Origin of the sequence: Haloferax sp. Atlit-109R (assembly GCF_003665865.1) — an archaeon.
In the GTDB taxonomy this organism is placed as follows: domain Archaea; phylum Halobacteriota; class Halobacteria; order Halobacteriales; family Haloferacaceae; genus Haloferax; species Haloferax volcanii.
The window spans coordinates 152,188-177,602 of the sequence record NZ_QPLO01000001.1 but is presented as its reverse complement, the minus strand read 5'-3'; the positions used below and the strand labels follow the sequence as shown (position 1 = coordinate 177,602).

Sequence of the window (25,415 nt, the reverse complement as noted above, 5' to 3'; positions counted from 1 at the left end):
GAGCGGCCGACCGAGCGACGGCTTACTCGGGCTTGAGACCGGCGTCCTGTACGCGCATGATGGCCTCGCCGTCGGCGAGGTTCGGCGCGTCCACGAGGCGGACGATACGCTTGTCGCCCTTGGACTTGCGGAGGTAGATGCGGAACGTCGAGGTGTGGCCGAGGATGTTGCCACCGATGGGCTGGGTCGGGTCGCCGAAGTAGGAGTCGGGGTTCGACGCGACCTGATTCGTCACGAGGATGCCCGTGTTGAACAGGTCGCCGATGCGCATCAGGTCGTGGAGGTGCTTGTTGAGCTTCTGCTGGCGCTCTGCGAGTTCGCCGCGGCCGACGTACTCGGCGCGGAAGTGAGCGGTGAGCGAGTCGACACAGAGGAGGCGGACCGGCCACTCGGTGTCCTCGTGCTCGCCGGCGAGCTCCTTGGCCTTCTCGGCGAGGAGAATCTGGTGGTTGGAGTTGAACGCCTTGGCGACGTGAATCTTGTCGAGGAAGTCGTCGACGAGCGCCTGCATCGTCTCCTCGTCGTCGATGGAGCCCTCCATCTCGCGGTCTTCGAGCGTCGCTTCGAGCGCCTCGTCTTCGAGCCCGCGGACCATGTCGTCGATACGCTCGGGGCGGAACGTGTCCTCGGAGTCGATGAAGATACAGCCGCCGCCGAGGCCGCCCTGTTCGGGCGGAAGCTGGACGTTGACCGCGAGCTGGTGGGTTATCTGGGACTTCCCGGCACCGAACTCGCCGTACACCTCGGTGATGGACTGCGTTTCGAGACCGCCGCCGAGGAGTTCGTCCACTTCGTCGATTTGCCAGCTCAGCTTGCCGATCTGCTGGCGTCGTTCGAGGACCATCGAACCGGTCTCGAAGCCGCCCACGTCGGCCGCGTCGCGGGCCGCGTTGATGATGTCGGAGGCCGTGCTGGAGCCGATGTCTGCCTTGTTCGACAGTTCGCCGGGGCTGGCGACCGCGATGGACTGGTAGCTGTCGTAACCGCTCTCGACGAGTTTGTCGGCCGTCGCCGGGCCGACGCCGGGGAGACTTTCGAGGTCGTCTTCTGCCATACCCAGTCGTTCCGCCTATACCCTCATAAACCCTCGTTAACAGCAGGGTGAAAGTGAAAACGGGAGACGTGGTGGGGTCGGCAATCGGGCCGGTGCGGAGATTCAAGGGCGATATCGCGAGGACGGGGGCGGACGGGAGAGACTGGGTCGGCTCCGAACTCGGCTGAGAGCGCGGGCTGGCGCGGAAGTAGAATCGAACAGAAAGGAAAGGGGGCGGGGGCTGACGACGAGAGCGTCAGGCGCGACGGGCGAGCGCGGTTAGTCCCACGGATGGCCGTTCGGCGTCGACGGCCACAGCGGGTACCAGTAGCTCTCGTCGCCCTCGATTTCGAGTTCGCCGTCGAGGACGGATTCGAGTTTGAACTCCAGACTCTGGTTCCGCGAGGAGGTGCCCTGCGGGGCGAAGGGATAGTACGCGCCGCGGCGGAACGAGTAAATCCAGTAGGCGCGGTCGCCGTCGCGCTCGAAGCCGAACAGGGCGGCGAGCAGGCGCGAGCCGTAGCCGCGCTCGATGAACTCGTCGGCGGCGAAGTGGACGCTCGTCACGAGGTCCTCGGGATCGTCGTCGGCGAGGACGACCCAGTTGTAGCCGTGGCCGTCGGTGTGGCGGCTGAACTCGGTCCCGGTCTCCTCGCTTCCGGCGGTGAGGATGTCTTCGACGGCGTCGACGGTGTCCGCGAAGTCGGTGCTATCGACCGAGGAGAAACACAGGGCCGCCTCGTCGGCCGAGTCGAACCGGAGGTCGGCCTCCATCGTGAGGTACGCCGTGCTCATCCCGAAGAGGTCCTCGGGGTCCGCTTTCGTGGTCGCGTCGGACTCGGCGCTGATGCCGAGCATGGCGCGGAATGAATCGAACAGCCCCATCGGAACTCAGGCGGTCTCCATCTCGCGCTCCAGGTCGCGGAGGCGCTCGACGCGGTTCTCGGTGGAGGGGTGGGTGCTGAACAGGCGACCGATGAAGTCGGACTTGATGGGGATGATGAAGAACGCGTTCATCTCCGAGGTGTCGCGCATGTCGCGCTTCGGGACGTTGTCCATCCGGCCCGAAATCTTGAGGAGCGCGGACGCCAGCGCCGAGGGGCGGCCGGTGATGACGGCGGCTCCGCGGTCGGCGGCGTACTCGCGGTAGCGCGAGAGCGCCCGAATCAGGAGGTACGAGATAATCCAGACGACGAGCGACGCGATGATGGCGACGATGACCGGCGCGTTCTGGCGGTTGTCGTCGCCGCCGAAGAGCCAGCCCCAGCGGACGATGAGGAAGGCGATACTGGAGAGGAACGACGCGATGGTCATGACCATCACGTCGCGGTTCTTCACGTGCGCGAGCTCGTGGGCGATGACGCCCTCCAACTCGTCGTCGTCGAGGGTCTCCATCAGGCCGGTCGTGACGCAGACGGCCGAACTCTTCTGGGAGCGCCCCGTGGCGAAGGCGTTCGGGACGCGCGTGTCGGCGATGGCGACCTTCGGTTTCGGGAGGTCCGCCTGCTGAGAGAGCCGGCCGACCATCGCGTGGAGCTTCCGCGCCTGCGGGCCGTCGTCCTCGTCGACGACGCTCGCGCCCATGCTGTACAGCGCGATTTTGTCGCTGAAGAAGAACTGCGCGAAGAGGAAGACGCCCATGACCCCCGCCATGATGAACAGGCCGTCGAAGTACCATGCCAACAGGCCTGCAAAGACGATGTAGAGGGCGAACAGGAGGAACATCGTGAGCGCCATCCGCCCGCGAAGTCCCCAGTCCGGTTTCCAGTTCATACCACGTGATTAGTAATCCGGCTAATAAACGCTGTTGGAGTGCGAAGCCCTCGCACGCGACCGCCCCAGTCGTGAAGAATCGGGATATACCGTTTTGCCGCCGGAGCGCGTAGCTCCGGGTGACATGTTCGCCGATAGGGAAGACGCGGGCCGCCGGCTGGCGGACCTGCTCGACGAGCGAGATGAGACGGCGGACCTCGTGTTGGCCATCCCGCGGGGCGGTCTCCCCGTCGGTAGGGAGGTCGCAGACCGCCTCAGAGCGCCGCTCGACGTGGTGGTCGCCTCCAAGGTCGGCGCGCCGGACAACCCCGAACTCGCCGTGGGGGCGGTCGCCGGCGACGGGAGCGCGTGGTGGAACGAGGACCTGCTTTCGTACCTCGACGTGGGCGAGGACTACCTCGACCGCGAGCGCGAGCGCGAGGCCGAGGCGGCCAGAGAGAAGGTGTCGCTGTACCGCGGCGGCGACCCGCTTCCCGACGTGGCCGAAAAGCGCGTGGTCGTCGTCGACGACGGCGTCGCCACGGGTGCGACCGCCCGGGCGTGTCTCCGTCAGGTCGCCGCCGGCGGCGCAGAGCGCGTCGTTCTCGCGGTCCCGGTCGGCCCGCCGCACACGCTCTCGGAACTCGAAGCCGAGTGTGACGCGGTCGTCGCGGTCGAGTCGCCGGAGACGTTCGGGGCCGTCGGCGCGTTCTACCGCGACTTCGCGCAGGTGTCCGACGAGGAGGCCGCGACGTACCTCCGCGACGGGGCGGGCGAGCACTGAGGCGAGTTGCTGACGGCCGAGGTTCACCGGCGCGCCGTGACGCCGAACTTAAGCGGTCGAACGGACTAGAGCCGTCAATGAGCGAATCCCGCGACTTCTGCCCTCGGTGCGGCGACCCGGTTCCGGAGCGACCGGAACCGCTCCCCGGGATGCCGCGCGAGCGCGACGACGTGCTCTGCGACTCGTGTTACTTCGAGGACTTCGACCTCGTGGACGCGCCCGACGAGGTGCAGGTCCGCGTCTGCGCGCAGTGCGGCGCGATTCACCGGGGCAACCGATGGGTCGACGTCGGCGCGCGCGACTACACCGACATCGCCATCGAGGAGGTATCGAACTCCCTGGGCGTCCACCTCAACGCCGAGGAGGTCCGCTGGGGCGTCGAGCCCGAGCAGGTCGACGAGAACAACATCCGGATGCACTGCCACTTCTCGGGCGTCGTCCGCGGCACGCCGCTGGAGGAGTCCATCGTCGTCCCGGTGAGCATCGCCCGCGAGACGTGCCAGCGCTGCGGCCGCATCGCCGGCGGCTACTTCGCCAGCCTCGTTCAGGTCCGCGCCGACGACCGGACGCCGACGACCGAGGAGGCCGAGACGGCCATCGAAATCGCCGAGTCCTACATCGCGGAACGCGAGGACAAAGGCGACCGCAACGCCTTCATCACGGAGGTGAATCGGACGCCCGACGGCCCGAACATCAAGATATCGACCAACCAGATGGGAAGCGGCGTCGCGAAGCAGATTCGCGAGCGCTTCGGCGGCACCATCGAGGAGCACCCGACGCTCGTCACGGAGGACGGCGACGGCAACGAGGTCTACCGCGTCACGTTCGTCGCCCGCCTGCCGCGGTACACCGCCGGCGACGTCATCGACCCCGAGGACGGCGACGGGCCGGTCCTCGTGCGGAGCAACCGCGGCCGACTCAAAGGAACGCGGCTCACTTCCGGCGACCTCTACGAATCGGAGTTCGAGGAGGGCGAACGACCCGAGGCCGAAGACCTCGGCTCCGTCGAGGACGCGGCGGAGACCACCGTCGTCACCGTCGAGGACGAACACGCCGTACAGGTGCTCGACCCCGAGACGTACGAGGCGAAGACCATCCCGCGGCCGGACTACTTCGACCCCGACGCGTCGATGGTGCCGGTCCTCAAGAGCCCGTCGGGGCTGCACATCCTCCCCGAGGAAGTCGTCGACGACGACGAGGAGTAAGCGAGAAGCGGCGAGGAGAGAGGCAGAACACGACGAAATCGTCGTTTTCGATTTGTACGACTCGCGGTCCGAGCCAGCGAGAGCGCCCAGAGAGCGGTCGCTAAGAGACGGGCGATAATCGAACGACGAAGCAGAATCAGTCGGCGCTGGCCGGCCGGTCAGCCGAGAGGGACGCGGCCGGAGCGTCGTCTTCGTGCGCGGGCACACCGTGGCGCTGGAGGGCGAGGAGCAGGTCGTCTTCGGAGTAGCCGGAGCGAGCGGCCGCCTGCGAGAGTGTGAGTGCCCCACTACGATACAGTGTCATCGCCGTGGCGAGTGCGTTGGTGTGCATGACCGATACTCCACCATTCAGGGGCATTGGTGTTAACTATTTCGTGAGAAAGCGTATCAAAGACAAAGTTAGTGGAAATATAGCTTTACAAACGTTGCGCTATTCCCCATCTACACTCTCTAAACGGTTAAACGCATTAACAATCATTGAGGAAACGTGGCGGAGGCGGCGGCTCTCCTGGACACTATGGCGATTTTTGCCGGACAAACGAGATGTGATGGCATGACATCGTGAGGATGGCACCGACTGTCGGGCGGGGTTATCACTCGTGGGAACCGGTTCAGAAACGTTAATTACCGGCCGACCGACCCACACCCATGGATAGACAGCAGTTCCTCGCGTTGACGCTCGTCGCGCTCATGATCGGGTCGACGCTGTTCTCCGCGGCCAGTGTCATTCTGTAATCACTCGCCCCACACGTCGGAAAGCGGGTGATTGCTCCGGCCGCTGTCGTCAGCGCTCCCGTCCGAGCCGCCGGTCTCGCGGCCGTCGGAACCGCCGGACGACGTACCGCCGGAGCCGCCCGCGCGACTCCCAGCGGACCTCGAACCGCGAGTCGAGTCGCGCCGCGAGTCGGAGTCGGAACCCGACGCTCCTCGCGACCGACCCGTCGAGCCGCCGAGATTCGCGGTCCCGCCGGTTGCGTTGCCCGCGTTGCTCCCGCGGCCCCCCGCCGCGACGGGGTCGAACTCGGGGAGGTCGGGGTTCGTCATCCGGTCGACCTGCGCCGCGAACCAGTCGGGCATGTCGGTCCGCGTCTTGTCGAACAGTTGCAGCAGACTGCTGTCGGCGACGTAAGTGTCGCCGTAGTCGTCGGGCGCGCGCACGACCCGGCCGCAGGCCTGAATCACGGTTCGGAGGGCGGCGCGGCGGTACCACGCCCACTGGCCGTCTTCGAGGCGACGGGCGACTCTGGAGTCGTTCGTGTTGAGGTAGGGCGCTTTGCAGAGCACCTGCCAGCGACAGAGGTCGCCGTTCAGGTCCAGCGCCTCCTCCATCTTCACCGAGAGGAACACCTCCGGGCGGTCGGTCGCCTTCCACGTCTCCAGTTCCGCGTTTCGGTCGTCGCGGTCGTGGCCGCGGACGCGGTTGCCGAGGCCCATCTCGGCGAGTCGGCGGCGAAGCTCCGCCTGAATCGCATACGAGTGGCAGTGAATCAACCCCTTCTCGTCGGGATGTTTCGCCATCAGGCGAACGACGAGGCGGGCGATTTTGGGCAGCGTCTCGTCGCGGTGCTCGTAGGTCATCTTCCCCCGCGTCACGTCGTACAGCGGCCGGTTCTCGACGGGGAAGGTGTGCTCGACGTCCACGAGCGCGACCTTCGAGGGGTCGAGACCGACCGAGCGGCAGAACGCCGCCTTGTTGAGGATGGTCGCAGACAGGAGCGCGAACTTGTTTCCGCGGTCCCAGACGGTGTGTTTGAGGTACTTCGCGGGGTCGAGCGGCTTGATGGCGATGGGCGACCCCTCGCCGTCGTGCTGGTCGACGACCCACGTCGTCGGGCTCTGGGGGTCGCGGTAGTCCTCCACGAACCAGTTCAGCTCGCCGATGAGCTCCTGTAAGCGGTCGCGGCGGGCGGCCTCCTCGGGCGTCAGTTCGGACTTCGTCAGCAGCTCGTCTTTCTCGCGCTTGCAGACGCCGACGAGCGTCTCCGCGAAGCGCGAGGCGCGCTCGACGGGGTCGCCCGCGGCCGCCACGTCGGGGACGCCGATGTCGTCCCACACCGGGACGGTCCGGGGTTTCAGGTCGATAGTCGCGTACATCTCGGCCCACTCGGCCAGTCCGTGAGCCTCGTCGACGACGACCACGTCGCGCTTTCGGAACACGTCGGAGCCGGCGGTCTGCATGAAGTACGCGAGCGTCATCGCCGCGATTTGGCGGTTCGAGGCGATGGCGCGGTCGGAGAAGTACGGACAGCGGTGCCGAACCGAGCAGTCGAAGCCGCGCTTGCGGGCGCAGGGGGCGCGGTCGACCGGCGTGTCTTCCTCGCCGCGGATGATGCAGTTGTAGTTGGACTTGCCGCGGATTATTTTGAGGTCCGAAAGCAGGTCGTCTTCGGCCACGTCGTCCAGTTGCGACACCTGCGGGGTCGTGTAGTAGGCGTCGGTCGCCTGCGCGGGCGAAGTCTCGTCCACGGTCGCCGCCGACCCCGCGATGGCGCGGGCGAGAAGCGACTTGCCGCTTCCGGTCGGCGCGCGGACCAAGACCACGTCGTTGCCGTCGGCGAAGGCGTCGCGGATGTCGCGCAGGGCCTGTTCCTGCGCGCCGCGGAAACTGGGGGCCGGAAACGAGTCGATGATGCGCGACGGGTCCACGGTCGATGGAGTCCTCGGACGGGCCTAAATCCACCGCTCCGGGGTGCGGTCGCGGCATCGACAAGGCCGAGAAATCGGAGCCTAAAGCGCCGCCACGTCCTCGGCCGTCGGTTCGCGGTCGCCTGGGAGTCGCTCCATGCAGTCGAAACAGAGGAAGTGCTCGGAGCCGTCGACGAGTTCCAGCGTCATCCCGCCGGACGAGGAGGTGGAGAAGTTCCAGAGGTCGCCGATGCCGCCGGCGATGCGGACGCCCTTCCCGCAGGCGTCGCACGGTTCGGAGGTCATGAGGGAACCGAAGAGCCGAGGCGGCAAAAGCGCCCCGCCGCGTCGGCGGAAACGTAATCGGCCGGCGCCGCCGACCCGGCGAGAGGTTCTTGTCGGTTGGCGTATGACTTTCGTCCCATGCGCGTCGACTGCGAAGGCTGTGCCGGCTGCTGTATCGACTGGCGACCGGTCGCGCCGGCCGCGCTCGACCACGAGCGTCGCGGGCCGCGCGCGCCGCTCGACGACACCTACAACCTCGTCCCGCTGACCCGCGACGAGGTTCGCGACTTCGTCGAGGCCGGGTTCGGCAGTGCTCTCTCCCCGCGGCTGTGGGAAGCGCCGCCGGGCGAGGGCGTCGAAATCGACGGCGTCGAACTCGCGGCCGTCGACGGGAAGCCGGCCTTTTTCGTCGGCATGCGCAAGCCGCCGAAGCCCGTCGCGCCGTTCGGACTGGAACGGACGTGGCTCCGCGCCTGCGCGTTTCTCGACCCCGAAACCCTCCAGTGCCGCATCCACGACACCGACTTCTATCCCGACGAGTGCGCCGAGTACCCCGGGCACAACCTCGTCCTCGAACAGGAGACCGAGTGCGAGCGCGTCGAGCGACACCACGGCGGCGAGCGCCTGCTCGACGACGCGGCCCCGGACGACCTTCACGGCCTGCTCCTCGGCCCCTACGCCCTCGGCGCGAAACTGTTCGTCCACCCGGAGCCCGAGCGGTTGGCTGGGACTATCGACCACCTCAAACGCCGCGAACTGACGCCCGAAGACCGCGCGGAGTTCGTCGGCGTCGCGGTCGGGTCGCACCCCGGTTCGACCGAGGTCGACGACGACCGCGCCTCGCGGGCGCGTGCGAAGACGCTCGAAAGCGAGTCGTGGGCGGGCGAAGCGGTCGCCGCGTGGGACGCGGTCGCCGGTCGCCTCGGGAGCGCGGCCGGCGACGCGCCCGACCCCGACGAGGTCGAAGTCGCTCGCGGCGCGCCCGAAACCCCCGGCTGGGACGCGGTTCGCGACGACGGCTGAGTCGCGGGCGGCGAGCGGCGGGGGAGACGGCGGTCCGCGGTCAGGTCAGCGAGCAGTCGGTGGTCGGTCGGTGGTCGGTCGGACGGGCGATACGTTAACATCGTGAGCGGCGCTACCGTATGGCATGAAAGTGCTCGTGACCGGTGCGACCGGGTTCGTCGGCCGGCACCTCGTACCCCTCCTCCTCGACGCCGACCACGACGTGATCGTCTTCGTCCGCGACGCGGCGCGCTACGACGGTCCGCCCGGCGTGGAGGTGGTCGAGGGCGACATCTTCGAACCGGCGACGCTCGACCCCGCGATGGCGGGGGTGGACGCGGCGTACTACCTCATCCACTCGATGCACGCCGGCGGCGACTTCGAGGCGCGCGACCGGCTCGCCGCCCGCAACTTCGTGGACGCCGCCGGGTCCGCCGGCGTCGAACGACTCGTCTACCTCGGCGGCCTCGGCGAGGACCGCGACCAACTCTCGGCGCATCTGCGGTCGCGCCGCGAGGTCGAACACATTCTCGCGTCGGGCGCGCCCGCACTCACGACGCTCCGGGCGGCCATCATCGTCGGCGCGGGGAGCGCGAGCTTCGAGATGGTCCGCCAGCTCGCCACGCGTCTCCCGGTCATGGTGACGCCGCAGTGGGTCGAGACGCGGTGTCAGCCCGTCGCCATCGCGGACGTGGTCGCCTACCTCGCGGGCGTCCTCGACCACCCCGAGACGGCGGGCGAGACCTACGAAATCGGCGGCCCCGACGTGCTCACCTATCGGGAGATGCTCCAGCGCGTCGGCGCGCAGTTGGGCCACGCGCCGCGAATCGTCCCCGTGCCCGTGTTGACGCCGCGGCTCTCGTCGTACTGGATCGGCCTCGTGACCGACGTGGACACGGGCGTCGCCCGCCCGCTCATCGAGGGGCTGAAAAACCCCGTCGTCGTGGGCGACGACCGCATCCGCGACATCGTCGCGGTGGACGAGACGCCGTTCGACGCCGCGGTTGAGCGGGCGCTCCGCGGGGAGCGCGAGCAGCGGGAGAAAACCGTCGAACCGGCGTCGACGACCCCGACGTGAACGGGACCCGAACCGCCCGTCCGCGCACCTCGACCGCCCCGACCGCCCCGAGCATCCCGAGCGCGGCGGCGATTGATATACCGCGGGGCCGTAGGAGCGGGACATGAACGACGCCCCGGAGTACGGCGAGACGTGGGTGTACGAGAGCATCGTCGGCGCGCTCCCGGGCGTGAACATCGGTGAGGCGGGCGCTATCGCCCTCCAAATCGCCGTGTTCGAGGTCGCGGTGCTCGTCTTCGCGTGGGTGTACGACCTGTGGGCCGCGGCGGTCGCGGGCACCGCGGCCATCGTCGTCGCGGCCGCGGGGAGCGTCGTGATGCTCCGCATGGGCGAGTGGACCCGCGCCGCGAGAGTGCCCGCTCCCTATCGACGCCTGCTGTTCGGGTCGAGCATCGAAGTCGTGCTGGGCGTGCTCGCGTTCGTCGCGCTCGTGACGCATCTGTTCGTCTTCGACCCGCGACAGCCGGGGACGCCGCTCATAACGACGCTGTTCGGCCCCGAGCCGCCGGTCGTGGTCGTCTACCTGACGCTGCTCGTCCTCTGGGACCTCTGTTACCGAATCGGCACGTCGTGGTGGGCGGCCGTCGTCGGCCTCTGGGGGGCCGTTCGCTACCGATTCGACGGTCCGACCGCCGAGACAGTCAGGCGAGTGAACCTCCTGAACGTCGGCTTCGCGGCCGCGCAGGTGCTGTTGCTCCCGTTCGTCGCGGACCAGCCGGTGCTGTTGCTCGCGGTCGGCGGGCACGTCGTCGCCGTGACCGTCGTCTCGGTGACGGCGGCGGCGCTGACGAGGACGTGAGGGACGCAGGAACAGGAGAGGGACGGGTCAGTCGTCGGACTTCATCCGCTTGAACTGTTCGAGCAGCGCGTCGGTCGAGTCGCCGGAGTCGTACTCGACGCTGCCGTGGTACGTCTTCCGGTCGTCGTCGGTACCGGGTTCGACCTGACTCGTCATCCGCTCGCGGCGTTCGTGTTCGGCTTCGTCGTATGCCCCCATTGACATGGTTCGACTTACCATGTGGTAGAGTACCACATATAACTATCGGAGACGTTCACAATCGTGATATTCTGGAGACGGGGGACCGGAGCGCCGAACCGAGCGGGGATGGAGCCGAAATTCGGGGCTGTCGCAGGAAAGCGTAAAAACAATCGCCGAACTACACCGTGTGTGGCACGCCCGCTTCGCTTTCGTTACGCCCCCGGTCGCTGGGACGAGTCGCGCATCGGCCGCGACGTCTTCCAGCCGCTCGACGCCAACCTCGGTGCCGAGATGGGTGCGCCGTGGTACGCACCGCCCGACGGCTACGAGGCCCGACGGTTCGATATGGACAACGGCGACACCGCGCTGTTCGCGTGGACCGACGACCACGCCTACTGGATCGGCAACACCGAGACGCCGAGTTCGCTGTGGCGGACCGACAAGGAGGGCTTCGACGAGGCCCCCTTCGAGGTCTCCCGGTGGGCCCAGCGCGAGCTCATCGCCGAGCTGTTCGACCAGTCGCCGTGGCTGAAGCCCTATCCGCACCTCTCGTGGTTCTTCCTCCCGGTGTTCCTCTCGAAGGACGGCCGCGAGACGACCCGCGAGTTCTTCCACGACCACGCCGCGGGCTTCCCGGACGCGACCCGCGAGGAGGCCCTAGAGTTCTACGAGTCGTTTTTCGCCACGGGCGTCCTCGACGAGTACCGCGAGGTCATGGCCGGAAAGCTCGGCACCTCGGAGTACTTCGACCCGATACGGATGGCCGCGGCGATGGGCGAGTTCGACGTGGCGTACCTCCTCGACGACGCGGGCTACGACATCACGCCCGAAATCGCCGTGGCGACCGGCCACTCCATCGACTTCCGCGCCGAGAACACCCGCGCGGGCGGCGCGCTCATCGAGGTGACGCGCCCGCTGCCGCCGAACCGACGCTCCGTGAGCAACCCCGTCGCCGCCATCCGCGACACGGCTCAGACCAAGACCAACGGTGAAGGCCAACTCGCGGAACACGGCGGCGGCGTGACGCTGTTCGTCGACTGTTCGTCGTTCCCCGACGACGACTGGGCCGCCATCATGGGCGAGAAGCCCGACGTTCGGCACCGACCGGCCGTCGTCTTCCGCCTCCGGCCGTCGGGAGCGGTCGAAGGCTACTCCAAGGGGTCGGTCCCGGTGGACCTGCCGTGGCTCACCGAGTGACGGGGCGGACTCCTGTCGGCCGTCGGCTGTCGGCCGCTTCGGCCCGTGAACGGCGGTGACACGGGCGAATCAGCGAATGAACGAATCAACGAGCGAGACGCCGAGCCGACGGCTCGGGAATCGCGGGGAGAAAGAAAAATCGGAGCGAGACGAGAGCCGACCTCAGAACGAGACCATCTCTGGTCCGTTCTCACCGAGCGGGGACGGGTCGCGGTCACTGTAGTAGCGGCGACCGATTGCCTCGTGTCCGACACCGGTCAAGAGGGCGTCCCGCACGTCCTGCGGGCACGTGTACGTCTCGTCGCCGAGACGGGCCAGGATTTGTGCGACGGTCTCCTGACCGTTCTGGAGCTCGATTACTTCGTCGCCGTGACGTTGGGCGAAGTCGGTCGAGCTAATCGGGTATTCGTGGCGATCAATCGCGTCGCCGAGTCCGTTCAGGCGCATTACACCCACAACTGGACCGCCACCATCCTTAATGATTTTCCATGTATTTGATTAGTGGCATTGGAGTCCTTAATCGTCCTTAATGACGTACTGGGCGCAACGTTTGTCTCCCCCTCGCCCCGACCACGAGACATGGACGAAAGCCCGCCGGTCGCGGACCTCCATCTCCACACGACCGCCTCGGACGGCCGGCTCACTATCGACGCGCTCCCGGACGCGGCCCGCGCGGGCGGGGTGGACGTGGTGGCCGTGACGGACCACGACCGCTATCACCCGGAGCTCGACGCGCCGGTGGTCGAACGCGACGGCGTGACAGTCGTCCGCGGCATCGAACTGCGCGTCGACGCCGGCGACCGCCGGGTCGACCTCCTCGGGTACGGTCTCAGGGAGCGGCCCGCTCTCGTCGAGACGGTCGAACGACTCCAGCGGAACCGCGTCGAACGGGCGCGCGAAATCGTCGCGGCGGTCGAGGAAGAGACCGGAGTCCGCCTCGACATCGACATCCACGACGGCGTCGGCCGGCCGCACGTCGCCCGCGCAATCGACGCCAGCGAGGCACCCTACGACTACCAGGGCGCGTTCGACGAACTCATCGGCGCGGACGGTCCCTGCTACGTCGCGCGCGAACTCCCGACGTTCGACGACGGCGTGGCGGCCCTGCGAGACGCCTGCGACGTGGTCGGCCTCGCACACCCGTTTCGCTACCGCGACCCCGCCGGCGCGCTCGAACTCTGTGCCGACCTCGACGCCGTCGAACGCTACTATCCCTACGGCTTCGATGTCGAGGCGGACCTCGTCGAGGAGGCCGTCGAGCGCTACGGCCTGCTCGCCACGGGCGGGAGCGACGCCCACGACGAGACGCTCGGCCGCGCCGGGCCGCCGGAGACCGACTTCGCCCGGTTCGCCGCGGCGGTAGACGGTTTCTAACCGTGTTAGTCCGTGAATAACCCGGAACGTGCCGTGGGGCGTAGAGTTAAATCCTATCGGAACTGAAGGGGCGGTATGCAGTGTCACTACTGCGACCGTGAGGCCGCATACGCCGCGGAGAAAGACCACATTAAGGTCGGCCTCTGCGAGCGACACTTCCGCAAGCGGGTCGAGGAACTCGCCGAATCCGAGGAACTCGCCGCCCTGAAGGAAAAACTCGATATTAACCGAACAAAGTGACGGCCACCCCACAGCAGTCCCTCCACTAACGTCAGCCTACCGCCGCCGCGCCGACCCGCCTCGGTCGGCGGCGCGTCCGCTCACGCGAGCACTTGGCCGCCGAACACGTACAGCGCCGCGAGCGCGCTCTCGAACACGACGGTCCCGAGCGCCGAGAGCGCGAGGAACCGCTTTACCGACATCCCGGACAGCCCCGCCGGCACGGTGAGCATCCCGCGGGTGAACAGCATCGCGTTGCTCAGCGGAACGACGACGGGACCCCAGCGGTCGAACCAGCCGTCGAACCGGTCGAGGGAGTCTTCGCTGACGCGGAACCACGGCCGCGACAGGAGATACTCGCGGCCGCCCCGCTTGGCGACGAGAAACAGTCCGACCTGACCGACGGTCGCGCCGAGCACGGCGACGGCGAGAATCGGAAGCAGCAGTCGCTCGCCGACCAGCACCAGCGCACCGGGGACGAGGAGTTCGCTCGGCGCGACGTAGAGGAGCATCGCGCCCTCCAGCACGAACACGAAAAAGAGGGCGACGAAGGCGAGGTCGGACGCGAGGAGTTCGCGGAGGAAGTCGGGGAGTTGGGCGGTGAAGGCGCTCATGTCGTATGCGTGTTTCGAGCGGAATCATGTTCATTATGGTTTGGATAACGCGGCGCGAACCGACGGGAGCGACGGCATTTTGCCGCCGCCGACCGAACCCGGCGTATGAAGTTCACCGACCGCCCCCGCAGGCTTCGAACCGACGGGATTCGGCCGCTCGTCTCGGAGACGACCCTCGACGCGACCGACCTCGTCGCGCCCGTCTTCGTGGACGCGACGACCGACGAGCGCGTCCCCATCGAATCCATGCCGGGCCACGAGCGCGTGCCGGTCGCGGAGGCGGCCGACCGCGTCGCCGAGGTGCGCGAGGCCGGCGTCGAGGCCGTCATCGTCTTCGGCATCCCCGAGTCGAAAGACCCCGAGGGGTCCAGCGCGTACGCGCGAAACGGGGTCGTACAGGAGGCCGTCAGCGCCATCACCGCCGAGACGGACGCCTACGTCATCACCGACGTCTGTCTCTGCGAGTACACCGACCACGGCCACTGCGGCGTGCTGGAGGACCACGCCGAGGACGACCCGACGCTGACGGTCGAAAACGGGCCGACGCTGGACCTGCTCGCGGAGACGGCCGTCTCCCACGCCGAGGCGGGCGCGGACATGGTCGCCCCCTCGGCCTCGATGGACGGGATGGTCGGCGCGATTCGCACGGCGCTCGACGACGCCGGCCACGACGAGATACCCATCATGTCCTACGCCGCGAAGTACGAGAGCGCCTTCTACGGCCCCTTCCGCGACGCGGCCGACGGCGCGCCGGCGTTCGGTGACCGACGGCACTACCAGATGGACCCCGCGAACGCCCGGGAGGCGCTGCGCGAGGTCGCCCTCGACGTCGAACAGGGCGCGGACGTGCTGATGGTCAAGCCGGGCCTGCCGTATCTCGACATCGTCCGCGCCATCCGCGAGGGCTACGACCACCCGGTCGCCGCCTACAACGTCTCCGGCGAGTACGCGATGCTCCACGCCGCCGCCGAGAAGGGCTGGCTCGACCTCGACGCGGTCGCCCGCGAGTCGCTCCTGTCGATGAAGCGGGCGGGCGCGGACCTCATCATCACGTACTTCGCGGAGCACGTCGCGCGGCAACTCGACTGAGACGAGCGGCGAATCGACCGCTCACGACCGACCGGTTCGAGACGCGCACCACGGGACACGATACCGCGGCGCGCACGGCCAAAACACACTTGTCAGGCAACATTTTCCTGAACGTTCGTCCAGAGAACGCCCGAGAATCTCAAAACTCTTGGACGATATACAACCTTATATGCGTAATATTCTAGCCTATTTTGTGCAGTTGTGGTATTACACCCCAGTAAATTTGACAAAACCAACCCCACACTTTATGTACTAACTCACCATGAAGCCGAACCGTGATGAAGCACCAGAATCCACACGGATACGGAGCAAAAGTAACTGAACGGTCACCGGAGACCGCATGGGGTGGGCAGTCGTGATACCGCTCCAAGTCGACCCGAGCGTTATCGCGCAGGGGGTCAACTACGTCTGGATCCTCGTCGTCTCGTTCCTCATCTTCTTCATGCAGCCGGGCTTCGCGCTCTTAGAGGCAGGGCAGGTACGCGCGAAGAACGTGGGCAACGTGCTGATGAAGAACATGACCGACTGGGCGCTCGGCGTGCTCGTCTACTTCCTCGTCGGCGCGGGGGTCGCGACAATCGTCGGCGGCCTCACGTCGCCCGGCGGCTTCGACGTCGCCGCCGCGTTCTCGTACATCGGAGACTCCGGCGCGTGGATTGACTGGCTGTTCGGGGCCGTCTTCGCCATGACCGCCGCCACCATCGTCTCCGGCGCGGTCGCAGAGCGCATGGACTTCCGCGCGTACATCGTCTTCGCGGCGACCATCACGGGGTTCATCTACCCCGTCGTGCAGGGCCTGACGTGGTCCGGTGGTCTCCTCTCGAGTGGCGGCTACATCGGTGCCGCGCTCGGCGTCGGCTACCTCGACTTCGCCGGTGCGACCGTCGTCCACATGTGCGGCGGCGTCGCCGGCCTCGTCGGCGCGAAGATGGTCGGCCCGCGTAAGGGCCGCTTCGACTCGAACGGCAACAGCCAGCCCATCCCGGGCCACTCGATGCTGCTCGCCGTCCTCGGCACGCTCATCCTCGCGTTCGGCTGGTACGGCTTCAACGTCGGCACGCAGGCGACCGTCCTCGCGGCCACCGACAGCGGCGGACTGGAGTTCATGGGTGCCGCGCTCGGTCGCGTCGCCCTCGTGACGACCCTCGGTATGGGCGCCGGCGCGGTCGCCGCGATGATCGTCTCGACGAGCTACCAGGGCAAGCCCGACCCCCTCTGGATGGCGAACGGCCTGCTCGCCGGGCTCGTCGCAGTCACCGGCGCTGTCCCCCACGTCACGTGGTGGGGCGGCCTCATCCTCGGCGCGCTCGGCGGCGCAATCGTCCTGCCGGCGTACCGCTGGACCGTCGACTCGCTCAAAATCGACGACGTGTGTGGCGTCTTCGCCGTCCACGGCGTCGCGGGCGCGGTCGGCACGGCGCTCATCCCGGTCTTCGCGGTGAGCGGCTTCTCCGGCACCCAGCTCGTGATGCAGGTCGTCGGCGTGGTCGTCATCGCCGCGTGGACCATCATCGCCTCGGCCGTCGTCTTCGCCATCGCGGACGCCGTCTTCGGCCTCCGCGTCTCGGAAGAAGAGGAAGAAGAGGGCCTCGACGCCGGCGAACACGGCGTCTCGGTCTACCCCGAATTCGTCGGCGACGCCGGTCCCGACGGCGCGCTCGGCTCGCCCACGGCGACCGACGGCGGCAGCGACGTCCGCACCGACGGTGGCGTCGAGCAAGACGAGACCGTCGAAGCCAACGGAGGTGACAGCCAATGAGCGACGGAGAACAGGGCATCAAGATGGTGATGGCCATCATCCGCCCCGACAAGCTCTCGGACGTGAAGACCGCGCTCGCAGAGGTCGGCGCGCCGTCGCTCACCGTCACCAACGTCTCCGGCCGCGGCTCCCAGCCCGCGAAGAAGGGGCAGTGGCGCGGCGAGGAGTACACCGTCGACCTCCACCAGAAGGTCAAAGTCGAGTGCGTCGTCGCCGACATCCCCGCCGACGACGTGGTCGACGCCATCGCCGACGCCGCCCAGACCGGCGAGAAAGGCGACGGCAAGATATTCGTGCTCCCCGTCGAGAGCGCGGTGCAGGTCCGTACCGGCAAGGAGGGCGAGACGGCGGTCTGAGCGCGCAACTGCGACCGAAGCCGACTGGAAGTCTCCTTTCGCCGCTCTCGTCGTGGTCCGCGCGAGTGCGCACCTGACCGGGGTTCGACGAACGCCCCACGTCGTTCTGTTTACTTTTCCGACACTACGTTCGTAGGGTTGTGTGGCAACATTTGTTCACTGAGTGCCAACCTTACGACCTTATACAAGACATATTTCATCTTATATCGGACATACGTCTCTCAGAACACCATTTTGTAGACGTTTGTCAACGCGAACCGTTATATGAACGTCTTGAGATAGCATCTCTCATGGTTCGCGAGACATTCGGTCGCGAATCGAGCACCAATATGAACGACTGTCCAACTTCCCAGCTCGAACCGCTCGCCGGAGGCATCGTATGTTGACACCCTTGCAGACCGACCTCGCCTCGGTCGTCGAGGGCGTGAACCTCGTGTGGGTCCTCACGGTCACGTTCCTCATCTTCTTCATGCACGCCGGCTTCGCCATGCTCGAAGCCGGGCAGGTCCGCGCGAAGAACGTCGCCAACCAACTGACCAAGAACCTGCTGACGTGGAGTATCGGCGTCATCGTGTTCTTCCTGCTCGGCGCGGCCGTGTCGTCCATCGTCGCCGCCCTCACCAGCGGCTCCGCGCTGGACATCACCGGGGCGTTCATGAGCCTCTACGCGCCCGACGCCTCGGCGACGACGGCGTGGGTCGACTGGCTGTTCGGGGCCGTCTTCGCCATGACCGCCGCCACCATCGTCTCCGGTGCCGTGGCGGGTCGCGCCCGGCTCCGCGCGTACCTCACGTACACCATCCTCATCGCGGGCGTCATCTACCCCGTCGTGGTCGGCTTCACGTGGGGCGGCGGCTTCCTCGACGCCCTCGGCTTCCACGACTTCGCCGGCGGCATGATCGTCCACGGCATGGGCGGCATCGCCGGCCTCACCGCGGCGTGGATTATCGGCCCGCGCATGGACCGCTTCAAGCCCGACGGCACCGCGAACGTCATTCCCGGTCACTCCATCACGTTCGCCGTCCTCGGTACGCTCATCCTCGCGTTCGGCTGGTACGGCTTCAACGTCGGCACCGCCGCCGCGCCGCTCGCGTACGCTGACGGCGCGGTCACGCTCGGCTCGTTCGCCTACGTCGGCCGGGTCGCCCTCGTGACGACCCTCGGCATGGCCGCGGGCGCAATCGGCGCTGGCGGCGTCGCCATGTACAAGACCGGCAAGGTCGACACGCTCTACGTCGCCAACGGCGTCCTCGCCGGCCTGGTCGGCATCACCGCCATCGCCGACGACATCGTCTGGCCGGGCGCGCTGGTCGTCGGCCTCCTCGCCGGCGCGCAGCTCCCGGTCGTCTTCGAGTTCGTCGAAAAGCGCCTCCGCATCGACGACGTGTGCGCGGTCTTCCCCGTCCACGGCTCCGCGGGCGTCCTCGGGGCGCTGCTCTACCCCGTGTTCGCCGTCCCGCTGTGGCACGACGGCGCGTCGTTCGTCTCGCTGGCCGTCCCGCAGGTCATCGGCGTCGGCGTCATCGCCATCTGGACGTTCGTCGCCACCGCGGTCGTCTTCGGCGGCTTCCGCGCCCTCGGACAGGTCCGCGTCTCCTCGGACCACGAGCGCGAGGGCCTCGACACGGCCGAACACGGCGTCGACACCTACCCCGAGTTCGGCTCGCCCGACCACGACACCGGCATCCGCACCGACGGCTCCGGCGTCCCGAGCGGGGATGGATTCATGACGACGGGACGGGAGGACTAACCCATGAGTGATGCAGACGCTCCGAACGACGGCGAAATCAAGATGGTGATGGCGGTCATCCGCCCCGACAAGCTCTCGGACGTGAAGACCGCGCTGGCCGAAATCGGCGCGCCGTCGCTCACCGTCACCAACGTCTCCGGCCGCGGCTCCCAGCCCGCGAAGAAGGGGCAGTGGCGCGGCGAGGAGTACACCGTCGACCTCCACCAGAAGGTCAAAGTCGAGTGCGTCGTCGCTGACATTCCGGCCGACGACGTGGTCGACGCCATCGCCGACGCCGCCCAGACCGGCGAGAAAGGCGACGGGAAGGTGTTCACCCTCCCCGTCGAGAGCGCGGTGCAGGTCCGCACCGGCAAGACCGGCCGCGACGCGGTCTGAACGCCGCCGACCGCTGTTTTCGTTCGGTTCGGTCGCGCCGAGCCGTCCCCGGCGTCGTCAGCCTGACGGGCGACGGGGTTATACGCGCTCGGCCGAACGTACCGGTGGCCCCCCACGGGGCGAGAGCCGAACCCACGCGAAACCGTTTTTCCCCTCCGCACCGAGCGTCGTGACGATGAGCGGTGGCTCCACGTGGTGACTGTCGCTGTCCTCGGCGGACTCGCCGTCGCGCTGTTCGGGATGGCCGGCGTCGGCCTGCTCGCCGACCGATATCTCGCCGAGCCCGACGACCTCCGCGCCGACCTCCTCGTCAGCGACGCGAACAAGTGGGCCGTCTTCGCCCTCCTGTGCGGCTACGTGCTCGTCGTCGAGGGGCGGCCGCTGTCCTCGATGACCGGCCGCTCGCTTGCCCCCCTCGCGTTCGTCGCGGTGGTCGGCGGCGGCGTCTTCGTCCTGTTCGCCGCGAACGCGGTGACGACGCCCGTCTTCGACCGACTCGGCGTGGGCGGCCTCGACGAGGGGATGTCCGGGTTGGGTTCGCTGTCGGTCAGACACCGACTGTTCGTGTCCGGGACCGCCGGGATTACGGAGGAAGTGCTGTTCCACGGCTACGCTATCGAGCGCCTGCTCGAACTCACCGGCAGTCCGCTCCTCGCGGGCGGCGTCTCGTTCGCCGCGTTCACCGCGAGCCACGCCGTCGGCTGGGAGCGCGGCGCGGTCGCCAGAATCGCCGTCCCCGCGCTCCTGACGACGATTATGTACCTCCTCGTGCGCGACGTGGTCGCGCTCGTCTGCATCCACGCGCTCAACGACGCGGTCGGACTGCTGTTGGCCGGGTCGGTCGAGGACGCCGGCGACGCCGACGGCGCTGACGCGGCCGCGGACGGAACGGCGCGGTAGGTCGCCGCCGCCGGAGCGAACCGATAGGTCGCCGCAGTCCCGCGACGCCGGCCGGGCGGGCGTCGCCCCGTCTACTGGTTCGCCGGCGGCAGGTGCGGCCGGCCCAGTAAGGTCTTTCCCGCGAGCGGCCGAACCGCCGCGCATGAACCACGACGAGTCAAGGGCGCTGTACGACCGCGCGCTGTCCGTGCTCGCGGGCGGCGTGAACTCCTCCGTCCGGGCGACCCAACCGTACCCGTTCTTCGTCGAGCGCGGCGACGGCGCACACGTCATCGACGCCGACGGGAACCGCTACGTCGACTACGTGATGGGCTACGGGCCGCTGCTGTACGGCCACGACGCGCCCGAACCCGTCCAGTCGGCGGTCCAGAAGCACGCCGCCGCGGGGCCGATGTACGGCGCGCCGACCGAAATCGAGGTCGAACACGCCGAGTTCGTCGCGCGGCACGTCCCCTCCGTCGAGATGCTCCGATTCGTCAACTCCGGCACGGAGGCGACCGTCTCGGCGGTCCGCCTCGCCCGCGGCGTCACCGGCCGCGACAAAATCGTCGTCATGCAGGGCGGCTACCACGGCGCACAGGAGTCCACCCTCGTCGAGGGCGGCCCCGACGGCGCGAAGCCCTCGACGCCCGGCATCCCCTCGTCGTTCGCTGACCACACCATCCCCGTCCCGTTCAACGACGAGGAGACCGTCCGCGAGGTGTTCGCGGAACACGGCGAGGACATCGCTGCGGTGCTGACCGAGCCGATTCTGGCGAACACGGGCATCGTCCACCCGGTCGACGGCTACCTCGAAGCCCTCCGCGACGTGACCGAGGCACACGGCGCGCTCCTCATCTTCGACGAGGTCATCACCGGCTTCCGCGTCGGCGGTCTCCAGTGCGCGCAGGGCAAGTTCGGCGTCACGCCCGACCTCACGACGTTCGGGAAGATTATCGGCGGCGGCTTCCCCGTCGGCGCGGTCGGCGGGAAGGCCGAACTCGTCGAGCAGTTCACCCCCGGCGGCGACGTGTTCCAGTCGGGCACGTTCTCGGGCCACCCGGTCACGATGGCCGCGGGCCACGAGTACCTGAAGTACGCCGCCGAAAACGACGTGTACGGGCACGTCGACCGCCTCGGCGAGAAGCTTCGGGCGGGTATCACGGACATCCTCGAAGACCAAGCACCCGAGTACACCGTCGTCGGCACGGACTCGATGTTCAAGACGGTGTTCACGCGCCACGGCGCGACCGAGCGCGCCGACGCCTGCGCCGACGGCTGTTCGCAGGTCGAGTCGTGTCCCAACTACGACGCCTGTCCGAAGACCGGCGCGGACGTGTCGAACGCCGAGACCGACCGCTGGGAGCGCGTCTTCTGGCAGGAGATGAAAGACCGGGGCGTGTTCCTCACGGCGAACCAGTTCGAATCGCAGTTCGTCTCCTACGCCCACACCGACGAGGACATCGAGAAGACGCTGGAAGCGTACAAAGCGGCGCTATAACCATAATCGACGATTCGCCGGTCGCGCGCTTTTTCACGACTCCGACCCGCTCGCCCGAGAGAGCCCGAAGTACACCGGCAGTCCGAAGACGGCGGCCAGTCCGGCGGTGAGGAACAGCGGGGCGATGCCGGTCGGGTCCGGCGCGAAGATGAAGCCGAGCGGGAGCGCGACGACGAACGCGACGCCGAAGGTGAGGGCGAGACGGGCGGACCTGTTCACGTCGGCGGCGTCGTCGCGGAGGCCGATAACTGTTCGGCACTTCGACACGGCTGCGAGGCGGCCGAGGCGAGCGAGGACCGTCCGTCGCGACTTCGACCCGGGCCGGGCCGGGCCGGGCCGAACGCGCCTCACTCGACCCGCAGTCGCGCCTCGGCCGCCCGCCACAGCGGCGGGTAGGTCAGGGCGACGCCGACGCCGAGCGCGGCCGCCCACGAGACGAGGATGCCGACCGGGTCTCCTTGGAGTTCGAGGAAGACCAACAGCGGAATCCAGACGGCGGTCACGACGAGACCGACGCCCCAGACGCGGGCGACGAGTCGGAGGCGGAGGGGGCGCGCGAGGAGGAGCGCGAGCGCGACGAGCGCGGCCGCGACGAGGCCGGCGAACCACGGCGGTTCGACGCCGACCGACGAGAGAAACAGGTCGAGGGGCGCGACGACCGAGGTCAGGCCGAACAGGAGGAGGGCGACGACCACGAAGTCACCGACCTGCCGGACGGCCGAATCGAGGGCGGGCATCGTCCGGGTCGTCGCGCGGGGACCGTATCGGTCTTCCGTTCGGATTCGACCCGGCGCGCGGGAGCGAACTGGAGGGCTTTTCAACGCGGGGGCCAGACTGACGCGTATGACTACAACACTTCGCTTGGCGACGCGAGGGTCGGCGCTCGCTCGCGCGCAGGCCGCGAGCGTGCAGGGGGCGCTCGCGGGCCGCCGACTCGACGTCGAACTCGTCGAAGTCGAGACCACGGGCGACCGGATTCAGGACGAACTCATCCACCGACTGGGCAAGACCGGCGCGTTCGTCCGCGCGCTCGACGAGCGCGTCCTCGACGGCGAGGTCGACGCCGCGGTCCACTCGATGAAGGACATGCCGACCGAGAAGCCCGCCGACCTCGTCGTCGCCGGCGTGCCCGAGCGCGCGCCCGCTGGCGACGTGCTCGTGACGGCCGAGGGCCACGACATCGACGACCTGCCCGAGGGAGCCGTCGTCGGCACGTCGTCGCTCCGCCGACAGGCCCAACTGCTGAACTACCGCGAGGACCTCGAAGTCGAGCCGCTCCGGGGCAACGTCGACACCCGCATCGAGAAACTGCTGGCGACGCACCTCCAGCGCGAACACGAGGCCCGCGTCGAAAACGACAAAGAGCGACAGGGCAAGAAGGGCAAGACCGACCACGACGAGGCGTTCGACGAGACCGCCGACGAGTGGTTCGAGGGGCTCACCGAACTCGAACGGCAGGCGCTCGGCCGGCAGGTCGAAACCGAGTACGACGCCATCGTCCTCGCGGAGGCCGGGCTCAAGCGCAGCGGGCTCACCGAGAAGGTGAACTACGAGCGCCTGCCGCGGACGACGTTCGTCCCCGCACCCGGACAGGGGGCCATCGCCGTGACCGCCGCGGACTCGGAGGTCATCGAACTCATCCGCGACAAACTCGACCACCCGCGGACCCGCGTCGAGACGACCGTCGAGCGGACCATCCTCGCGGAACTCGGCGGCGGCTGTATCGCCCCCGTCGGCGTCCACGCCCTCCTGCAGGGCGAACACGTCCACGTCGACGTGCAGGTGCTTTCGACCGACGGCTCGGAGTCCATCAAGACCTCTCGCGACCTCCCCGTCGGCAACCACGCCAACGCCGCCCGCGAGTTCGCGGCGGCCCTGCGCGACCGCGGTGCGGGTCAGTTAGTCGACGCCGCCCGCGAGGAGGCCGAGGAGTGAGATGACGGGCGACGACCAGCGCGCGGGAGCCGACGAACACTCGAACGACGACGCGACCGACGGCGACGGCGTCGGCACGGTCCACCTCGTCGGCAGCGGCCCGGGCGACCCGGAACTGCTGACGATGAAGGCCGCCCGCCTCATCGACGAGGCGGACGTGGTGCTCCACGACAAGCTCCCCGGCCCGGAGATTCTCGAGATGATTCCGGTCGAGAAGCGCGAGGACGTGGGCAAGCGCGCCGGCGGCGAGTGGACCCCGCAGGAGTACACGAACAACCGACTGGTCGAACTCGCCCGCGAGGGCAAGGACGTGGTCCGCCTGAAGGGCGGCGACCCGTTCGTGTTCGGCCGCGGCGGCGAGGAGATGGAACACCTCGCAGACAACGGGATTCCCTTCGAAGTCGTGCCGGGCATCACCTCGGCGGTCGCCGGGGCCGGCGCGGCGGGCATCCCCGTCACCCACCGCGACCACGTGTCGTCGGTGTCGTTCGTCACCGGCCACGAGGACCCGACGAAAGACGAGTCCGCGGTCGACTGGGACGCGCTCGCCGCGACCGGCGGGACGCTCGTCGTCCTCATGGGCGTCGGCAAACTCCCGCTCTACACCGCCGAACTCCGCGAGGCGGGGCTGGCCGGCGACACGCCGGTCGCCCTCATCGAGCGGGCGACGTGGCCCGATATGCGCGTCGCCACCGGCACGCTCGACACCATCGTCGACGTGCGCGACGAGACCGACATCGAGCCGCCCGCGATTACCGTCATCGGCGAGGTCGCGGCGACCCGCGACCGCGTGAAGGGGTTCCTGCAAGGCGGCGGCGCGGACGCCATCGAGGCGGGCGCGGACGCGAACCCGACCTCCGGAGGTGCGGGAGGGGACGAATGAGCCAGCAGGTCCGCGCGGCCGTCTTCCGCCCCGACGACGACCGCATCGAGCGCGCCGTCGAACTCCTCGACTCGCTCGGCGCGACCCCCGTCCCCGACCCGATGCTCGCAATCGAGCCGACCGGCGCGACGCCCGAACCCGGCGCGTTCGTCGTCCTGACGAGCAAGACCGGCGTCGAACTCCTCGACGAGGCCGGCTGGAACCCCGGCGACGCGGTGCTGTGCTGTATCGGCCCCGCGACCGCCGACGCCGCCCGCGACGCCGGCTGGACGGTCGACCGCGTCCCCGACGAGTACACCTCGGCCGGACTGGTCGACCACCTCGCGCCCGACGTGGACGGCGCGACGGTCGAAGTCGCCAGGAGCGACCACGGCAGTCCGGTCCTCACGGACGGCCTGCGCGACGCGGGCGCGGACGTTCACGAGACGGTGCTCTACCGGCTCGTCCGCCCCGAGGGAGCCGGCGAGTCGGCCGAGCTGGCCGCCGCCGGCGACCTCGAAGCCGCCCTGTTTACCTCGTCGCTCACGGTCGAACACTTCCTCGACGCCGCCGCCGAGCGCGGTATCCGCGAGGAGGCCATCGCCGGCCTGAACGACGCGGTCGTCGGCGCAATCGGGCCGCCGACCCGCGACACCGCGGAATCCCACGGCATCGACGTGACGGTCGTCCCCGACGAGGCGACGTTCGAAGCGCTCGCGGTCGCCGCGGTCGAGACCGCCGCGCCGACGTATCACGAGTGAC

At 68.4% G+C, this 25,415-nt stretch carries 29 protein-coding genes; 18 read left to right on the top strand and 11 right to left on the bottom strand.

The genetic code is table 11. From position 1 onward, the window contains the following. Positions 1-22: 22 nt before the first annotated feature. From radA to htpX, 3 genes are all read right to left on the bottom strand, one after another. Complete coding sequence (radA, locus tag DVK03_RS00865) at positions 23-1,054, bottom strand: DNA repair and recombination protein RadA (protein WP_008605306.1); 1,032 nt, start codon at positions 1,052-1,054, stop codon at positions 23-25. Positions 1,055-1,312: 258 nt separating this feature from the next. After that, positions 1,313-1,918 (bottom strand): hypothetical protein, encoded by a 606-nt coding sequence (locus DVK03_RS00860; protein ID WP_006600823.1) that lies wholly within the window; start codon positions 1,916-1,918, stop codon positions 1,313-1,315. Between the two features lie 6 nt (positions 1,919-1,924). Beyond that, entirely contained in the window at positions 1,925-2,806 is an 882-nt protein-coding gene (gene htpX / locus DVK03_RS00855; RefSeq protein ID WP_004065738.1) for a zinc metalloprotease HtpX, read from the bottom strand. Positions 2,807-2,930: 124 nt separating this feature from the next. On the opposite strand from htpX, the gene DVK03_RS00850 reads away from it, so the two are divergent. Together DVK03_RS00850 and DVK03_RS00845 are read left to right on the top strand one after the other, a co-directional pair. Beyond that, the gene (locus tag DVK03_RS00850; protein ID WP_115802008.1) at positions 2,931-3,569 is read left to right on the top strand and encodes a phosphoribosyltransferase; all 639 of its coding nucleotides are present in this window, start codon (positions 2,931-2,933) and stop codon (positions 3,567-3,569) included. Between the two features lie 77 nt (positions 3,570-3,646). Continuing rightward, on the top strand, positions 3,647-4,774 hold the full coding sequence (locus DVK03_RS00845) for a 60S ribosomal export protein NMD3 (protein WP_006600825.1): 1,128 nt from the start codon (positions 3,647-3,649) through the stop codon (positions 4,772-4,774). Positions 4,775-4,910: 136 nt separating this feature from the next. On the opposite strand, the gene DVK03_RS00840 is transcribed toward DVK03_RS00845, so the two are convergent. From DVK03_RS00840 to DVK03_RS00830, 3 genes are all read right to left on the bottom strand, one after another. Beyond that, on the bottom strand, positions 4,911-5,105 hold the full coding sequence (locus DVK03_RS00840) for a UPF0175 family protein (protein ID WP_115802707.1): 195 nt from the start codon (positions 5,103-5,105) through the stop codon (positions 4,911-4,913). 404 nt (positions 5,106-5,509) lie between these two features. Beyond that, positions 5,510-7,420, bottom strand: coding sequence for a helicase C-terminal domain-containing protein (locus DVK03_RS00835; RefSeq protein WP_115802007.1), 1,911 nt, complete (start codon positions 7,418-7,420; stop codon positions 5,510-5,512). 81 nt (positions 7,421-7,501) lie between these two features. After that, positions 7,502-7,705: a hypothetical protein gene (locus tag DVK03_RS00830; RefSeq protein ID WP_115802006.1), complete on the bottom strand. Its 204-nt coding sequence runs from the start codon at positions 7,703-7,705 to the stop codon at positions 7,502-7,504. Between the two features lie 117 nt (positions 7,706-7,822). Here DVK03_RS00830 and DVK03_RS00825 point away from each other — a divergent pair, with 117 nt between their 5' ends. From DVK03_RS00825 to DVK03_RS00815, 3 genes are all read left to right on the top strand, one after another. Beyond that, positions 7,823-8,707: a YkgJ family cysteine cluster protein gene (locus tag DVK03_RS00825; RefSeq protein WP_115802005.1), complete on the top strand. Its 885-nt coding sequence runs from the start codon at positions 7,823-7,825 to the stop codon at positions 8,705-8,707. Positions 8,708-8,831: 124 nt separating this feature from the next. Further along, entirely contained in the window at positions 8,832-9,764 is a 933-nt protein-coding gene (locus DVK03_RS00820; protein WP_115802004.1) for an NAD(P)H-binding protein, read from the top strand. A gap of 103 nt (positions 9,765-9,867) precedes the next feature. Further along, a complete protein-coding gene (locus tag DVK03_RS00815) occupies positions 9,868-10,563 on the top strand; it encodes a hypothetical protein (protein WP_115802003.1) in 696 nt (231 codons plus the stop codon). A 27-nt stretch (positions 10,564-10,590) separates the two neighbouring features. Here the strand turns inward: DVK03_RS00815 and DVK03_RS19905 are convergent, their stop codons facing one another. Next, positions 10,591-10,767 (bottom strand): DUF5786 family protein, encoded by a 177-nt coding sequence (locus tag DVK03_RS19905; protein ID WP_004045169.1) that lies wholly within the window; start codon positions 10,765-10,767, stop codon positions 10,591-10,593. 165 nt (positions 10,768-10,932) lie between these two features. Here DVK03_RS19905 and DVK03_RS00810 point away from each other — a divergent pair, with 165 nt between their 5' ends. After that, on the top strand, positions 10,933-11,940 hold the full coding sequence (locus tag DVK03_RS00810; RefSeq protein ID WP_004065752.1) for a DUF5784 family protein: 1,008 nt from the start codon (positions 10,933-10,935) through the stop codon (positions 11,938-11,940). Positions 11,941-12,102: 162 nt separating this feature from the next. Here the strand turns inward: DVK03_RS00810 and DVK03_RS00805 are convergent, their stop codons facing one another. Continuing rightward, on the bottom strand, positions 12,103-12,387 hold the full coding sequence (locus DVK03_RS00805) for a hypothetical protein (RefSeq protein WP_004045161.1): 285 nt from the start codon (positions 12,385-12,387) through the stop codon (positions 12,103-12,105). 132 nt (positions 12,388-12,519) lie between these two features. Here DVK03_RS00805 and DVK03_RS00800 point away from each other — a divergent pair, with 132 nt between their 5' ends. Then, positions 12,520-13,314, top strand: coding sequence for a PHP domain-containing protein (locus DVK03_RS00800; RefSeq protein WP_115802002.1), 795 nt, complete (start codon positions 12,520-12,522; stop codon positions 13,312-13,314). Between the two features lie 75 nt (positions 13,315-13,389). After that, entirely contained in the window at positions 13,390-13,554 is a 165-nt protein-coding gene (locus DVK03_RS19900; protein WP_004045157.1) for a DUF6757 family protein, read from the top strand. An 80-nt stretch (positions 13,555-13,634) separates the two neighbouring features. On the opposite strand, the gene DVK03_RS00795 is transcribed toward DVK03_RS19900, so the two are convergent. Next, positions 13,635-14,147, bottom strand: a complete 513-nt coding sequence (locus tag DVK03_RS00795; protein ID WP_006600828.1) for a DedA family protein — start codon at positions 14,145-14,147, stop codon at positions 13,635-13,637. Positions 14,148-14,252: 105 nt separating this feature from the next. Here DVK03_RS00795 and hemB point away from each other — a divergent pair, with 105 nt between their 5' ends. From hemB to DVK03_RS00760, 7 genes are all read left to right on the top strand, one after another. Continuing rightward, positions 14,253-15,236 (top strand): porphobilinogen synthase, encoded by a 984-nt coding sequence (gene hemB, locus DVK03_RS00790; protein ID WP_115802001.1) that lies wholly within the window; start codon positions 14,253-14,255, stop codon positions 15,234-15,236. 340 nt (positions 15,237-15,576) lie between these two features. Further along, positions 15,577-16,995 (top strand): ammonium transporter, encoded by a 1,419-nt coding sequence (locus DVK03_RS00785; protein ID WP_004045146.1) that lies wholly within the window; start codon positions 15,577-15,579, stop codon positions 16,993-16,995. Then, the gene (locus tag DVK03_RS00780) at positions 16,992-17,351 is read left to right on the top strand and encodes a P-II family nitrogen regulator (RefSeq protein ID WP_004045143.1); all 360 of its coding nucleotides are present in this window, start codon (positions 16,992-16,994) and stop codon (positions 17,349-17,351) included. The genes DVK03_RS00785 and DVK03_RS00780 overlap by 4 nt, the downstream gene beginning before the upstream one ends. A gap of 379 nt (positions 17,352-17,730) precedes the next feature. Next, entirely contained in the window at positions 17,731-19,101 is a 1,371-nt protein-coding gene (locus tag DVK03_RS00775) for an ammonium transporter (protein WP_115802000.1), read from the top strand. A gap of 3 nt (positions 19,102-19,104) precedes the next feature. Next, entirely contained in the window at positions 19,105-19,476 is a 372-nt protein-coding gene (locus DVK03_RS20210; protein ID WP_115801999.1) for a P-II family nitrogen regulator, read from the top strand. Between the two features lie 192 nt (positions 19,477-19,668). Next, on the top strand, positions 19,669-20,376 hold the full coding sequence (locus DVK03_RS00765) for a type II CAAX prenyl endopeptidase Rce1 family protein (RefSeq protein ID WP_115801998.1): 708 nt from the start codon (positions 19,669-19,671) through the stop codon (positions 20,374-20,376). Between the two features lie 142 nt (positions 20,377-20,518). Continuing rightward, positions 20,519-21,856 (top strand): glutamate-1-semialdehyde 2,1-aminomutase, encoded by a 1,338-nt coding sequence (locus DVK03_RS00760; protein ID WP_115801997.1) that lies wholly within the window; start codon positions 20,519-20,521, stop codon positions 21,854-21,856. A 33-nt stretch (positions 21,857-21,889) separates the two neighbouring features. On the opposite strand, the gene DVK03_RS00755 is transcribed toward DVK03_RS00760, so the two are convergent. Continuing rightward, positions 21,890-22,075, bottom strand: coding sequence for a hypothetical protein (locus tag DVK03_RS00755; protein ID WP_223173859.1), 186 nt, complete (start codon positions 22,073-22,075; stop codon positions 21,890-21,892). Positions 22,076-22,203: 128 nt separating this feature from the next. After that, positions 22,204-22,593, bottom strand: coding sequence for a hypothetical protein (locus DVK03_RS00750; RefSeq protein ID WP_115801996.1), 390 nt, complete (start codon positions 22,591-22,593; stop codon positions 22,204-22,206). A 124-nt stretch (positions 22,594-22,717) separates the two neighbouring features. On the opposite strand from DVK03_RS00750, the gene hemC reads away from it, so the two are divergent. The 3 genes from hemC to DVK03_RS00735 are packed head-to-tail and all read left to right on the top strand — an operon-like array spanning position 22,718 to position 25,414. Beyond that, complete coding sequence (gene hemC, locus DVK03_RS00745) at positions 22,718-23,791, top strand: hydroxymethylbilane synthase (RefSeq protein ID WP_188148645.1); 1,074 nt, start codon at positions 22,718-22,720, stop codon at positions 23,789-23,791. Between the two features lies 1 nt (position 23,792). Then, on the top strand, positions 23,793-24,674 hold the full coding sequence (gene cobA / locus DVK03_RS00740; RefSeq protein ID WP_115801994.1) for a uroporphyrinogen-III C-methyltransferase: 882 nt from the start codon (positions 23,793-23,795) through the stop codon (positions 24,672-24,674). Next, on the top strand, positions 24,671-25,414 hold the full coding sequence (locus tag DVK03_RS00735) for a uroporphyrinogen-III synthase (RefSeq protein WP_115801993.1): 744 nt from the start codon (positions 24,671-24,673) through the stop codon (positions 25,412-25,414). Before cobA ends, DVK03_RS00735 begins: the two co-directional genes overlap by 4 nt. Position 25,415 lies beyond the last annotated feature (1 nt).